Origin of the sequence: Inconstantimicrobium porci (genome assembly GCF_009696465.1) — a bacterium.
Lineage (GTDB): Bacteria > Bacillota > Clostridia > Clostridiales > Clostridiaceae > Inconstantimicrobium > Inconstantimicrobium porci.
This window is the reverse complement of the sequence record NZ_VULX01000002.1, coordinates 132,474-146,441: the sequence shown is the minus strand read 5'-3', so window position 1 is coordinate 146,441 and position 13,968 is coordinate 132,474. Positions and strand designations below refer to the sequence as shown.

Here is a 13,968-nt window from a genome sequence, read left to right as displayed (position 1 = left end):
TTGGAGATATAAATGAACTTTTTTATTGTTATAAGCATAATAATGACTGCAATAACTTTGATATCAATATTAATTGAACCTAGAAGATTTAGGAATGGTGTTTTGCGGTGTTATGACAGTAGTTTTATATTTTATGATAACCTTTAGTGCATTTATAAGAGAGTATGTAGCAGTAATGAAGATGAATAAGGTATCGATTATTTTATTGGTAATTGTTCTATTTTTAGAAATTAAATTTATTTGAGTCAACTATATTAAGATATACTTATCTTGGGAAAAGCATTAATTGGATAAAATGTCAATTGCTGTTCTTGATGATTAAATATATAATTAATTATAGTGTTAATATATTTGGAAAAATATTATACTGTAAAGTAATATTATATATTGTTTCTATTTTATTGTTTTTATGGTAGTATTATAATTGCACGAAAAATTCTAGATATGTATATAAAATAAAAAAATATCTATATTAAGATTAGGTTAAAAAAATGTTTGTTATCTTAACAAAACATTAACTATAGAGTAAAATAATTAACTGTGATAAGAAAAAAACTTATATGTGGAGGAAAGATAGGTTTGGAAGCTACTAAAATAATTATTCAATTAATAGGCGGTCTTGGACTTTTCTTATATGGTATGAACCTTATGGGAGATGGTCTTGAAAACTCAGCTGGAGATAAGCTTAAAAACATATTAGAAAAAGTAACTTCAAATCCAGTATCAGCAGTACTTGTTGGTGCTATAGTTACAGCAGTTATTCAAAGTTCAAGTGCTACAACAGTAATGGTCGTAGGATTTGTAAATGCAGGCTTGATGAATTTAACTCAGGCAGCAGGAATTATCATGGGTGCTAATATTGGTACTACTATAACAGCACAATTAGTTGCTTTTAATTTAGATGCAGTAGCCCCAATTTTTGTTGGTGTAGGTACAGTAATTGTACTTTCAGCTAAAGGAAAAAAGAGGAAAGAGTTTGGAAACATAATTCTTGGATTTGGTATATTATTCATGGGAATGGGTTTAATGTCAGATTCAATGAAGCCACTGACAAATTCCCCACAGTTTACAAATATAATTGTAGCTATCGGTGATAATTGGATTCTTGGAATGTTGGCAGGACTTGCATTAACAGCAGTTCTTCAGAGTTCATCGGCTACAACAGGTATACTTATTGCTTTAACAGCAACTGGTCATATAAATGTAGGTATCGCAATACCTGTTCTATTTGGATGCAATATAGGAACATGTATTACAGCTATGCTTGCAAGTATAGGAACAAATAAAACAGCTCATAAGGCTGCGCTTATACATTTATTCTTCAACACATTAGGAGCATTTATATTTATTCCATTTAGAGGACAGCTTGCTGGAATAGTACAGTATATAGTTCCTGGAACTGATCCAGAATCAGTTAAGAGACAAATAGCAAATGTACATACGATATTTAATATTTCAAATACAATTTTATTACTGCCATTAACTAAGTATTTAATTTATGTAGTAAATAAAATAATACCAGGACATGATGAAATAGATAAGAAGGGTCCTAAGTTTATTGAAAACAGATTATTACAGACTCCTGTAATTGCAGCAGGACAGGTAATAAAAGAAACTATAAGAATGGCAAACATAGCAAGAAAAAATCTTGAAATGGCAGTAGAAGCATTCAAGACAAATGATAATACTCTTGTAGAAAAAGTTTATGAGAATGAAAAGACAATCAATATCCTTGAAGAATCAATTACAGAGTATCTGATAAAGCTTTCTAAGTGTGATTTGTCAGAAAAAGAAAGAAGCATAGTTGGTGCAACGTATCATGTTATTAATGATATTGAAAGAATAGGAGATCATGCAGAAAATGTAGCAGACCTTACTACTGAAAAGATAGTAAAGAATGTTCGTTATTCAGATCAGGCACTTAAAGAAATTGATAATATGTTCAAATACACTCTTACATCTGTTAACATAGCAATTGAAAGTTATGAAACAAGAGATCCAAAGAAAGCAGATTCAATATTTGCAGTTGAAGTAAGAGTTGATACTCTTGAAAGGGAATACAGAGATAATCATATAAAGAGATTAAATAATGGAGAATGTAATGCATATGCAGGAACATTATTCATCGATCTTCTAAGCAATTTCGAAAGAATAAGTGACCATGCTGAAAATATTGCAGGAAGCGTCATAGAAAACAACTAATAAAAAAAGCACTGTTTGTTTATAGCAAACGGTGCTTTTTTTATAGATAAGAGAATTGGAATGCATATACTATAATTCATACATGATTTTTCAAAAGAAGAACATACTAAAAATAGTATTGTTTTTGGAGGAGAAAGATATGACAAATAAAAAAGTATTTATGTTGATTTTAGTTATGTGTGCTGTATTAGTTTTTGTACCTACAGAATCTGTATATGCCCAGGAAAACAGTAAATTGACTATTCTTGTTGATGCTGGTCATGGAGGAGTTGATGGTGGTGCTGTAGCAAAGGATGGTACACATGAAAAGGATATAAATTTAAAGATTGCCTTAAAGCTGAGGGATGAGCTTAAAAAGAATAATTATAATGTTGTAATGACAAGAGACAGTGATACTGGGTTGTATGATCTTGGTAAGAGTATACATGAGAAAAAGGTTCAGGATCTTACTAAGAGGGCTAAGATGCAGGAAGAAACAAATTGTGTTGTATTTGTAAGTATACATCAGAACATGTTTCCTCAAGAAAAGTATAAAGGTGCACAGGTATGGCATGCAGAAAATGCGGATAGTAAAATTCTTGCTGATATACTTCAGAGTACATTAAAAGATGAAGTAGATCCATCTAACAATAGACTGGCTAAACCAGCTAAAAATATGTATAAGATATTAAGAGGCGAAAAGAAATGTGCATGTGTCATAGTTGAGTGTGGTTTTATGTCTAACTATGAAGAAGAACAAAAGCTTAAAAGCGATGAATATCAGCAAAAAATTGCAGAAGCTGTCAATAAAGGAATAGATACTTATATAAAAAAGAATAAATCCCTAGAAAATTAATATTTCCTAGGGAATAAAGTTAAAATTTAATTTGTTTTTAGTGAAGCTCCTTTTGGGAGTATAATCCAATATGTTTTGCCTTCAGCAAATGAAATATGATTCTTGTCATCAAATATGCACTGCTTTCCATTGTATTTAAATGATGAACAGAATCCATTTGAGAAAAGAAGGCCTGAAAATGGAGCATCATATATATGGTTTATATCAGTATTATCAGGTACATATTCAACTACTATATTTGCGTAGTCAGGTGATAATGTATCTGATTTTTTATAGTGATTATTACTGTAAGAAAATGAAGTGCTCAAGTTATCATTGTATTTTATATTGATATCATCAACTTTCTTTAATTCATTTTTATTTATACAAGTTTTATTATCAAAGCTAAGCTTTGGAAAAGAACCAGTAGAAATAGACCTTATTGATTTTATATTGTCGGAAGTCCTTATCTGTTTATCATATAGATAAGCAGTGTAGTCAATCATATTATTAGAAGAATTGAATTTTTCAACAGTAATGTCAGCATATTTTATATAAGATAAATTATCAAAATTGCCATTGTCATAATTTATTTCGATTAAAGGAAATTTAGTATTGCTTACTAAAATATGTTCACCAGTGATTGGCGAAACACGTATAGCATTAAAAGGAACTTTATTTGAGTACTTTTTAGTTATAAAGATGAAGATATCATAACAGATTAAAAATAATAATATTATTATTAAGGTATATAAAATTACAAGATATACTTTACGTGAACTTAACTCTTTCATTGAATACTCCTGCAATATTTTTAATATATTTAATTATTATGTTGCAAATTATTAAATTATGATAACAGTCTATATCTTAGAATTAATTTATATAAAGTAGTACATTAATATGTTCTTAAAAATCTTTAGAGATTAAATAACAGAGTTTTAAAGTTAAAACCTCCATAAAAAAAGAATCAGTACGCATTGCGAACTGATTCTATCCTAAATATAGTATTCATTCTATTTTCATATTTCTTTTAGATATTGGCAAATCCCTTGCCTCTTACTTCAGATACATCTACAACAGTTACAAAGGCCTTTGGATCAATTAAATGAATTGTTCTTTTAAGTTCAATCATCTGTCTAGGAGTAAGGATACAGTAAAGCATTCTTCTTTTACTATGTGTATATTCTCCTTCAGCTGCAAGTGATGTGATGCCTCTATGAAGATTATTCATTACATAATCGATAACAGCATCTTCTTTTTCTGTAATAATGAAAAGAAGGTTTTTATGGCTGACACCTCTTATTACCCTATCAAGCACAAAGCCCTGAATGAACATTGATATTAATGTGTATAAAGCTTTAGGAAGGCCAAATAAGAAAGCACCTATACTTACTATTATAAGATTTAATGAAAAGCCTACGCTGCCTATATTAAAGCTTGAGTATTTCTGTCTTATCAGCATTGTAATTATGTCAGTACCACCTGTAGATCCATTCCTAGAAAATATAAGTCCGTATCCCAATCCACAGAAAACTCTACCATATATACAATATAAAAGTAAATCATTATTAATATTTAAAACATGAGATATAGGAGATGTTACTACAAGTGATAATGATAAAGCAACCATTCCTATAGCTGAGTAGATTGTGAACTTCTTGTTCAGTTTAAAGTAGCTTACTATAAATAGAGGAAGGTTGATAAGGAATACTGAGAAACCTGCCTGAAAGCCTGTCATATATTGAATGATAAGTCCTACACCTGTTGCACCACCACTAAGAAGTTTTGCATGACTTAAAAATAAATTTACACCAATCGATGCTATAAACGCACCAAGAATAATGATAAATATGTCTAATAAATAGTCCCTTTTGCTTTTTAGATAATTCATAATATCACCCTTTAAATTAGTTTTTTAAAAATAACTTCCAAAATAATTATATAGTAAATAAATTCAAAGTAAATAGATTTCAATCATAAAAAGCATTTTTTACAAGATTTCTTGCAAAATTCATGCTATTATTATCTGCTGCTAATAATAATAGTTTTAGATAATGGGCAATAATTATGCAAAACTATAGTAATAAGTTAAAAACCATGTAGACATAGTAAGTATCATATTTTACAATTAGTGTTAGAGTTTAGATAAGATTGGGAGATGATTAGATGAGAATAAAGCTTCCTGGAAGTAGAAAAGTCAAGTCTACAGTATTAGCAGTATGTGCAGTTGTGGCTATAGTGATAATTATTACGGCAGGAATAAATAATAAAAAAGAAAAGCAGATAATGCAGGCTAAGATAGAACAGCAACAGAAACAGGAAAAAGAAGATCAGAAAAAAATTAAAATAGAAATTGAAGAAAAAAAGAAAAAACAGCAGCAGCTAGATCAGAAAGCAGGTCAGGCGGATGCATTATTTTATGCTAGAAAATATGATGATGCTATAAAACTTGCAGAAGAAGTTATCAAGGAAGACCCTGATAATTATATTGCATATAATGTGCTTGGCATAACCAAGATATTTAAAAGCAGGACTCTTGATGAGGGAATGAAAGATCTTGATAGATCACTTCAGCTTAAGAGCGATTATGGATATGCCATGTTTAATAAAGGGCTTGCCTATGAACTATTAGGTTACTATGATGAAGCAATTGAGTGGTATAATAAGAATCTGAAAGTTGAGAAATATGTATGGTCATATTATGGCATTGCAAGTATTTATGGAAGACGTGGAGACATTGAGAATACTGTGAAGTATTTTAAGAAAGCAATAGAAGTGGATCCTAAGGTTAAGGAAACTGCAAAAGATGAACATGATTTTGATCCTGTAAGAGGAGATGAAAGATTTAGCAGACTGCTTAAGTAAGTGTAGTTTCATTAAAACTCCAAATAAATTAATTAATTCTTAATTTATAAATGCGACTTTTGTTATTTTTATTATGTATTATATAAGATAGGGGGAGATATATATGTACTCAATATTAGTAGTTGATGATGAAAAAGAAATAAGAGATGCCATTGAAATATATTTAAGAGGAGAAAACTATAAGGTATATAAGGCTGGAGATGGTATTGAAGCCTTGGATATACTTAATGAACATGAAATACATGTAATCATACTTGATATAATGATGCCAAAACTTGATGGAATAAGAACATGCATGAAGATAAGAGAGAAGAATAATATTCCTATAATAATGCTTTCAGCAAAAGGTGAAGATAGCGATAAGATTTTAGGACTTAATATAGGTGCTGATGACTATGTGACAAAGCCTTTTAATTATCTTGAACTTGTTGCAAGAGTTAAGTCACAGCTAAGAAGATATGAAAAGCCTCTTTCTGAAAATAACGGTAATGTGATAAGCATAAGAGATCTTGTTATTTACAAAGATTTAAAAAGAGTTGAAGTACGTGGAGAAGAAGTAAAGCTTACTGCCACTGAATTTAAGATAATTGAGCTTCTTGCCCAGAATCCGGGAAAGGTTTTTTCTATTGAAGAAATATATGAAAAGATATGGGGAGAGCCAATTTATAAAAGTGATAATACTGTAACAGTTCATATTAGAAGGATAAGAGAAAAAATAGAAATTAACACTAAGGAGCCCGAATATATAAAGGTGGTGTGGGGTGTTGGATACAAAATCGACAAGTAAGATAAGAATATTTTCAAAAATTACTTTATTAGACGTAATAGCACTTATATTTACCATATGGGCATTTACATGGGTAATGCAGAGAGTAGACGGTATTCTTGTCAGTGCACAGAAAGATTTAAAAATTAATAAATATGAATTATTCCAAAAGTTAGCTGTATCATCTTATGAAGAGATAGAAGGTATGCAGGAAAATATTAATTATAAAAAAGCATCTGAACAGTTTGATAAGGGAGAGATTTCTGTTAAATCAGTACTTGATGATGTAAATGATCTTTCCAAGCCTTTAAATAAGATTAAGCTTATTAATGGGCTACAGAATTCATACAAAGAAATGCCAGGTATACTTATAATAGATAAGAGAGATAACATAATTGTTTCAAATGAAAATGGTGTGCTTTCAAAGATATGTAGAAATTATTTCCCGATTATAGAGTCAGAAAATCAGAGAGCATTTGCAAATGGAAATATGACTGATGAACAGTATCATATTTTAACTTTTACAAGACAGCTTGATAGTCAGAAGATTGCTATCCTAAATAATATGAACAGTATCGATGACAATTTTTATTGTAGAACAGTAAAGCTGGATAATCCTGATTACAAAGCAATAATGTTTAAAGAAAAGAATAAGGGTAGTGTACTGCTTATTAAAAAGAGTCAGCTTACATCTGAAATAATTATTTTAGTAGGTGTAACTGTATGCTTAATTTGTATATTGAGTAAGTTTATATTTAGTTTATTTAAGTTTGGGATTAAAGGAGTAGCAGGGCAGCTTAGACAGGATTATGTTATAGATAAATGTTTCTATGTGTGCAATCTTTACATACAGCTATATAAGTATCAGAAAAGATATGCGGTGATTTTTAATACAAATATCGCTGTAATAATTATTCTAATATTATTAAAAGCTGTTTTTTCAGTTCAATCATCATTCATTGATATACTTATAGCTTCATCTATAATTGTGCTGATTTATAATATCGTTATTATAAATGTAGAAACAGCCATAGATGATATTGAAAGTGGAGATTTTGAAAGATTCAAAAGAAGAACTGGATTCGGATACAAGAGAATTTACAATAAACTTAAGAATATAAATGAAGGTTATGACAGGGCTTTAAATGAAAGCTTAAAAAGTGAACGTTTGAAGACTGAACTGATTACAAATGTATCTCATGATCTTAAGACACCACTAACAAGCATAATTAATTATGTAAATATACTTAAGACTCGTAAGATTACTGATGATGAGAGAAAACAATATCTTGATATACTAGACAGAAAGACTACTAGGCTTAAGAATCTTATTTTTGATCTTTTTGAAGTATCAAAATTATCATCAGGCAAGATTCATCTAAATAAGGTTTCACTTGATCTTGTGGAACTTTTGAATCAGTGTGTGGGAGAATCATCAACTTTGTACAGTGAAAAGAATTTGGAGGTTAAAGTTACTTCTAAATTTGAAAGGCTACATATGAATATTGATGGCGAAAAGATGTCGAGAGTCTTTGAAAACCTAATTATTAATGCATATAAATATGCCATGAAGGATACAAGAATATATATTGATATTAGTGAGAATCTAACTAACATAATCATTTCATTTAAAAATGTATCATGTTATGAAATGAATTTTACTTCTGATGAGGTATTCGAAAGATTTGCAAGAGGAGATAAAGCAAGAACTTCAAAAATAGAAGGTTCAGGACTTGGCATGGCTATTGCAAAATCTATAGTAGAACTACATTGTGGAAGAATGAAAGTTGATATTGAAGGAGACATGTTTAAAGTTTTCATATATTTAAATAAAAATTTCTAAAAAATAAGCATCTCATGCGAGTCAAAGCATGAGATGCTTATTTTTATCTGTTCGTTATTAGTTATTCGTTATCCACTAATCTGTTTGATTTTAATGTACAAAAAATTTTTATCTTGTAGTTCTCTTGTAACCATGCGAAAGACGTTATTTGTTAGCAATTATTTTCATTGAACTGCCCCACATATTGTGATAAGATTATGCAATATACGATATCTTGTATGGAGGGGTAACATGGACAGATTATTAGGATTATGCGAAAGTGCTATTTTAGATATAAAAGATAATGAAGGCCTATATATAAAAGATAAGTTTTATGAATCTTATGAAAACATTAAGAGGGATAATGCTAGTGACGAAGAGACTCTTAATTCTATGATTCAGATATTCTTAGAGCTTACTACTGAAACAGAACCAAAATGGCTTGAAGCTGCAGCAAAGCTTTACGTTTATAAGATGTATATGGAAGTAAGAAAAAATAGAAACTTATGTGAAGATGCAGATTTATATAGAGGATTATATGACTTTATAGTTGATCTTACTGATAAGGGGTTATACGGAAAATACATATTAGAGAATTATACTAAAGAGGAAATAGATGAGCTTGAAAAAGAAATTAAGCCAGAGAGGGATGCTTTGTTCACGTATAGTGGTATTAAACTTCTTCATAGCAGATATCTAGTACAGAACTTTGATAGAAAAGTGCTTGAGCTTCCTCAGCAAATGTTTATGGGAATAGCTATGCATCTTGCAATACCTGAAAAGAAAGAGAAGAGAGTCTATTTTGCAAAGAGATTTTATGATGTTTTAAGTTCTCTTAAAGCTACTATGGCAACACCAACAATGTCTAATGCCAGAAAGCCATTATATCAGCTTAGCTCATGCTTTATAGATACTGTAGACGATAGCCTTTCAGGAATATATAAATCATTGGATAATTTTGCTAAGGTATCAAAGTTTGGCGGTGGAATGGGAATCTACTTTGGAAAGGTAAGAGCTCTTGGATCAAGCATAAGAGGCTTTAAGGGAGCATCAGCTGGAATTATTCCATGGATTAAGCTTTTCAATGATACAGCAGTTGCAGTTGACCAGCTTGGAGTAAGAAACGGAAGTGTAGCTGTATGGCTTGATGCTTGGCATAAAGATTTACCTGAATTCTTACAAATTAGAACAAATAATGGTGACGATAGAAAGAAGGCACATGACGTATTCCCTGGACTTTGTTACCCTAATCTTTTCTGGAAGCTTGCTAAAGAAGATATAGATGCAAATTGGTACATGATGTGTCCACATGAAATAAGACAGGTTAAGGGATACAGTCTTGAAGATTTTTACGGAAAAGAGTGGGAAGAAAAGTACTATGACTGTGTAAATGATGACAGAATAGAAAAAAGAGTTATGTCAGTTAAGGATATAGTTAGACTTATCATAAAGAGTGCTGCAGAAACAGGAACTCCATTTGCATTCTATAGAGATACAGTAAATGAAATGAATCCTAATAAACATAAAGGTATGATATATTCATCTAATTTATGTACTGAAATAATGCAGAATATGAGCTCTATGAAAATTGAAGATGCTGTTATAGAAACTAAAGATGGAGACAAAATAATAGTTGAAAAGACTGAGCCTGGTGATTTTGTTGTATGTAACCTTTCATCAATAGTTCTTGGAAATGTAGATGTAACTAATGATAAGGAACTTGAATATGTTGTTGAGACTCAGATAAGAGCTATGGACAATGTAATTGATCTTAATTACTATGCTGTTAAATTTGCTGAAATAACTAACAAGAAATACAGAGCAATAGGACTTGGAACAAGCGGATATCATCATATGCTTGTAAACAACAAGATTCATTTTACAGACGAAAAGCATGCAGAATTTGCAGATAAGGTATATGAGAAGATAAATTATTATGCAATAAAAGCTTCTATGAAGATAGCAGAAGAAAAGGGAGCTTATGATTATTTTGAAGGTTCAGATTGGGATACAGGAAGATATTTTGCCTTAAGGAACTATGATTCTCAGGAATGGCTTGAGCTTGAAAGTGAAATTAAGCTTAAAGGTATGAGAAATGGATATCTTTTTGCTGTGGCACCAAATGGTTCAACAGCAACAATAGCTGGTACTTCAGAAGGTGTTGATCCAATTATAGCAAGATTTTGGATGGAAGAAAAGAAGGGAAGCATGACACCTAAAACAGCACCTAATTTATCTATGGATAATTATTGGTATTATAATTCAGCTTATAACATAGATCAAGAATGGTGTGTAAAGATTAACGGAATAAGGCAAAGACACATCGATCAGGGACAGTCTTTTAACTTATACATAACTACAAATTATACGATGAGACAGATAATGAATCTTTATATAGCAGCTTGTGAAAATAAGGTTAAAAGTATATATTATGTGAGATCAAAATCTCTTACAGTAAGTGACTGTGAAGGTTGCTCTGCATAGAAAGATTAAAGGAGAAGCAGCTATGAACGTAAATAGAAAACCGCTTTTTAATGAAAATGGAGATATAGAAATTTCTAAAAAGAAAGTTATTAATGGTAATACAACAAACCTTAATGACTTTAACAATATGAAATATACTTGGGCTTCAGACTGGTACAGACAGGCAATGAATAACTTCTGGATTCCTGAAGAAATAAATCTTTCACAGGATCTTAAGGATTATTCAAAGCTTACAGAAGAGGAAAGAACAGCATATGATAAAATACTATCATTCTTAATCTTTCTTGATTCAATACAGACTGCGAACCTTGGAAATATAAATAACTACATAACAGCTAGTGAGATTAACCTTTGTCTTACTATTCAGGCTTTCCAGGAAGCTGTGCATTCTCAGAGTTATAGCTATATGCTTGATTCAATATGCTCGCCTGAAAAGAGAAACGAGATATTATATCAGTGGAAAGACGACAAAGTTTTATTAGAAAGAAACAAATTTATTGGAGATCAGTACAATACTTTTATAGAGAATCCTACAACTGAAAATCTTTTAAGAAGTATTATGGCTAACTATATATTAGAAGGTGTATACTTCTATTCAGGTTTTATGTTCTTCTACAATCTTGAAAGAAACGGTAAGATGCCTGGATCAGCTCAGGAAATAAGATACATAAACAGAGATGAAAATACTCACTTATGGTTATTCAGAAACATAATCAGAGAAATTCAGAAGGAACAGCCTGAACTATTTACAGAAGAATTTAAGGCTGAACTTGTAGAAATGATAAAGACTGGTGTTGAACATGAAATCGAATGGGGACGTTACGTAATAGGTAACAGAATTCAGGGAATCAACGAAAATATGATTGAAAGTTATATAAAATACCTTGGAAACATAAGACTTAAAGGTATAGGCTTTGAACCAGTATACGAAGGATATGACAGAAATCCAGCTGAATGGGTAGATATCCATGCAGATGCAAACTCAGTAAAGACAGATTTCTTTGAAGCAAGATCAACAGCTTACGCTAAAGCAGCAGTATTAGTAGATGATTTATAGAATGATTAAAAGAGACAGCTTTTTGTGAAGCTGTCTTTTTCAGTGTAATTTAGAATTTAGATTTTAAAATTTAAAATTGAGGAAAAAATTCATTCGCGAGCTCACGAATTTTGATCATGATGGAGGGAGACCCTCCAAGACTCCTGTGTGATTGCTCAACGCAATTCCACCTAGTGATTATATAATTGATAATTAAGGAGAGTTTTAAAGAGGGATTATCCTCTTTTAGGAACTCCGTAGGAGTTCAATCCTTCATTGGTCATCGATCATTGATCAATGATCATTCTTCAAGATATATTATAGTTTTAGTGTTTCATTTCTAATGTATCAATCATAATTTTTATCATCATCATCGTATTCGTCAGTTTCTGAATCGTCGTTGTCTCGAATGATTTCTCTAGTTTTATATCCTGCTCGTCTACGTTCTTCTTCTGTCCATTTGTTTAATGATCTTAATACTTCTTCAGCATGAGGTATTCGTAATAATTCAAGAGTAGGCATAGTTTTATCCTTGGAACTGACAATAATAGTTCCCTGACCAAATATTCTATCTAATAAGTTTTTTCTTAAACTTAAATCTACAACTCTATATAATCTTACCTGTTCCAAGTCTGTGCTGAACAGTCCCTTCTGCATGAATAATATTCCATCTTCTACATAATATTTTGTGAAAGATAGTGGTAATCCAAAGTGTTGTGATTTTGCTTCCCATAATCGTGACATGTAAAAAACCTCCTAAGTTCTTTTGTTATATTTTATAATATTATGGAATAAAAATGCAAATTAATTAAAATTTAATCTGAGTAATATAGAAAAGAACTATAATATTAATTATGAGGTTATATAGAAGGGAATTGTATATTATGACTAATGAAGGTTTTATTTCAATGTTTAGAAGAGGCATAAAGATAAATGTAATAGGAGATAGTATTGCAGCAGGGGCAGGTGCGTCCGATAGTGTTAAAAGTGATGAAGAAATAATTACTACTGAAAAAAGAACTTACTGCAGGAGATACGGCGAGAAAAGCTGGTATGGTTTATTTGAAAAATATATTAAGGATAAGTTTCCTTTTGATAATCTTACATATAGTGCGATATTTTAAAGAAAAGAATAAAAAAATAATTTTAATGACAGGTCTTCCGTCAACAGTGCAGAATGAATCATTCCCAAACAGGCTTTATCATAATGAGGAGGCATTAATTTTTTAATGAAATCAAACGAAGTGAAGATTGAATTTAGAAATTAAGTCCCTCTTGGGAGTGAAACGAACAAGAGAATCCTTACGAAATAGTAAAATCTACGTGCAGGACTATCTGCTTTTCACAGGAAGGACAATTGAAGATATAATTATTCAGGAAAACTGTATGAATGATGAACTGCATCCAAGTGATTTTGTACATGAACTGATTTATAGAAATCTTATGAAGAGCATTGGACTAGGAGTTTCCATTTGTACTAATTTAGAATTTAGATTTTAAAATTTAGAGTTAACGGCTATAATGAGTATAATATCCATTATAGCCGTTTTATTATTTATTATTCATCAATTTCTCGTACATTCCGTTTAATAGGAACATGATAAGAGCACCACATACTGCTAAAGAAACTGCATATAGTAGACCACCGCATGCTATAACCGAAATTATTCTAAATTTCTTAGTTAAAGATGTAATTAGAGGTGTTAGAATTATTACTATTACAGCATTGAAACTGCCAAGAAAACCATAATATTTTGGACCATAAACATTTCCGAATACCTTATTCACCTGCAGCGGCATTGAAAAGCTGAACTGCGAATACGCAATCTGAAAAGTAAGCATTAAGAATGAAAAATATATAAGAATAGGTCTTTCCTTTTTCATCAGTTGTTATGTTTGCAATAATAGTATCAAAACATGAACCAGCCATTGATGATGCGCATGATGCAGCAATTATTACAGAAATCATTGTATGA

Annotated in this window: 15 protein-coding genes; 10 read left to right on the top strand and 5 right to left on the bottom strand. The window is 30.6% G+C overall.

The genetic code is table 11. The features are described 5' to 3' along the window. Nucleotides 1-12 precede the first annotated feature (12 nt). The 3 genes from FYJ33_RS16605 (at nucleotide 13) to cwlD (ending at nucleotide 3,037) form a co-directional block, all read left to right on the top strand. Complete coding sequence (locus FYJ33_RS16605) at nucleotides 13-147, top strand: hypothetical protein (protein WP_268891437.1); 135 nt, start codon at nucleotides 13-15, stop codon at nucleotides 145-147. Nucleotides 148-579: 432 nt separating this feature from the next. Continuing rightward, entirely contained in the window at nucleotides 580-2,202 is a 1,623-nt protein-coding gene (locus FYJ33_RS03010; protein ID WP_154530294.1) for a Na/Pi cotransporter family protein, read from the top strand. 139 nt (nucleotides 2,203-2,341) lie between these two features. Further along, the gene (gene cwlD, locus FYJ33_RS03005; RefSeq protein WP_154530293.1) at nucleotides 2,342-3,037 is read left to right on the top strand and encodes an N-acetylmuramoyl-L-alanine amidase CwlD; all 696 of its coding nucleotides are present in this window, start codon (nucleotides 2,342-2,344) and stop codon (nucleotides 3,035-3,037) included. 26 nt (nucleotides 3,038-3,063) lie between these two features. On the opposite strand, the gene FYJ33_RS03000 is transcribed toward cwlD, so the two are convergent. Then, a complete protein-coding gene (locus FYJ33_RS03000) occupies nucleotides 3,064-3,810 on the bottom strand; it encodes a hypothetical protein (RefSeq protein WP_154530292.1) in 747 nt (248 codons plus the stop codon). A gap of 239 nt (nucleotides 3,811-4,049) precedes the next feature. After that, complete coding sequence (locus FYJ33_RS02995; RefSeq protein WP_154530291.1) at nucleotides 4,050-4,910, bottom strand: YitT family protein; 861 nt, start codon at nucleotides 4,908-4,910, stop codon at nucleotides 4,050-4,052. A gap of 275 nt (nucleotides 4,911-5,185) precedes the next feature. Here FYJ33_RS02995 and FYJ33_RS02990 point away from each other — a divergent pair, with 275 nt between their 5' ends. The 5 genes from FYJ33_RS02990 (at nucleotide 5,186) to FYJ33_RS02970 (ending at nucleotide 12,013) form a co-directional block, all read left to right on the top strand. Beyond that, a complete protein-coding gene (locus tag FYJ33_RS02990) occupies nucleotides 5,186-5,884 on the top strand; it encodes a tetratricopeptide repeat protein (RefSeq protein ID WP_154530290.1) in 699 nt (232 codons plus the stop codon). Nucleotides 5,885-5,987: 103 nt separating this feature from the next. Further along, nucleotides 5,988-6,671 carry a response regulator transcription factor gene (locus FYJ33_RS02985; RefSeq protein WP_154530289.1) on the top strand — a complete coding sequence of 228 codons (684 nt, stop codon included), beginning with the start codon at nucleotides 5,988-5,990 and terminating at the stop codon, nucleotides 6,669-6,671. Then, nucleotides 6,649-8,493, top strand: a complete 1,845-nt coding sequence (locus FYJ33_RS02980) for a sensor histidine kinase (RefSeq protein ID WP_235900754.1) — start codon at nucleotides 6,649-6,651, stop codon at nucleotides 8,491-8,493. The genes FYJ33_RS02985 and FYJ33_RS02980 overlap by 23 nt, the downstream gene beginning before the upstream one ends. A 231-nt stretch (nucleotides 8,494-8,724) precedes the next feature. Further along, a complete protein-coding gene (locus FYJ33_RS02975) occupies nucleotides 8,725-10,956 on the top strand; it encodes a ribonucleoside-diphosphate reductase subunit alpha (RefSeq protein WP_154530288.1) in 2,232 nt (743 codons plus the stop codon). Between the two features lie 22 nt (nucleotides 10,957-10,978). After that, complete coding sequence (locus FYJ33_RS02970) at nucleotides 10,979-12,013, top strand: ribonucleotide-diphosphate reductase subunit beta (protein WP_154530287.1); 1,035 nt, start codon at nucleotides 10,979-10,981, stop codon at nucleotides 12,011-12,013. 327 nt (nucleotides 12,014-12,340) lie between these two features. Here the strand turns inward: FYJ33_RS02970 and FYJ33_RS02965 are convergent, their stop codons facing one another. Continuing rightward, the gene (locus FYJ33_RS02965; protein ID WP_154530286.1) at nucleotides 12,341-12,736 is read right to left on the bottom strand and encodes a PH domain-containing protein; all 396 of its coding nucleotides are present in this window, start codon (nucleotides 12,734-12,736) and stop codon (nucleotides 12,341-12,343) included. 140 nt (nucleotides 12,737-12,876) lie between these two features. Between FYJ33_RS02965 and FYJ33_RS02960 the strand changes: the two genes are divergently transcribed. Further along, nucleotides 12,877-13,116: a hypothetical protein gene (locus FYJ33_RS02960; protein WP_154530285.1), complete on the top strand. Its 240-nt coding sequence runs from the start codon at nucleotides 12,877-12,879 to the stop codon at nucleotides 13,114-13,116. A gap of 157 nt (nucleotides 13,117-13,273) precedes the next feature. Further along, entirely contained in the window at nucleotides 13,274-13,492 is a 219-nt protein-coding gene (locus FYJ33_RS02955; protein WP_154530284.1) for a hypothetical protein, read from the top strand. A 51-nt stretch (nucleotides 13,493-13,543) separates the two neighbouring features. Here FYJ33_RS02955 and FYJ33_RS02950 read toward each other — a convergent pair whose 3' ends face one another. Beyond that, nucleotides 13,544-13,780 carry a hypothetical protein gene (locus FYJ33_RS02950; protein ID WP_206046598.1) on the bottom strand — a complete coding sequence of 79 codons (237 nt, stop codon included), beginning with the start codon at nucleotides 13,778-13,780 and terminating at the stop codon, nucleotides 13,544-13,546. Continuing rightward, on the bottom strand, nucleotides 13,773-13,961 hold the full coding sequence (locus tag FYJ33_RS02945; RefSeq protein WP_154530282.1) for a hypothetical protein: 189 nt from the start codon (nucleotides 13,959-13,961) through the stop codon (nucleotides 13,773-13,775). Before FYJ33_RS02945 ends, FYJ33_RS02950 begins: the two co-directional genes overlap by 8 nt. Between the last annotated feature and the right edge of the window lie 7 nt (nucleotides 13,962-13,968).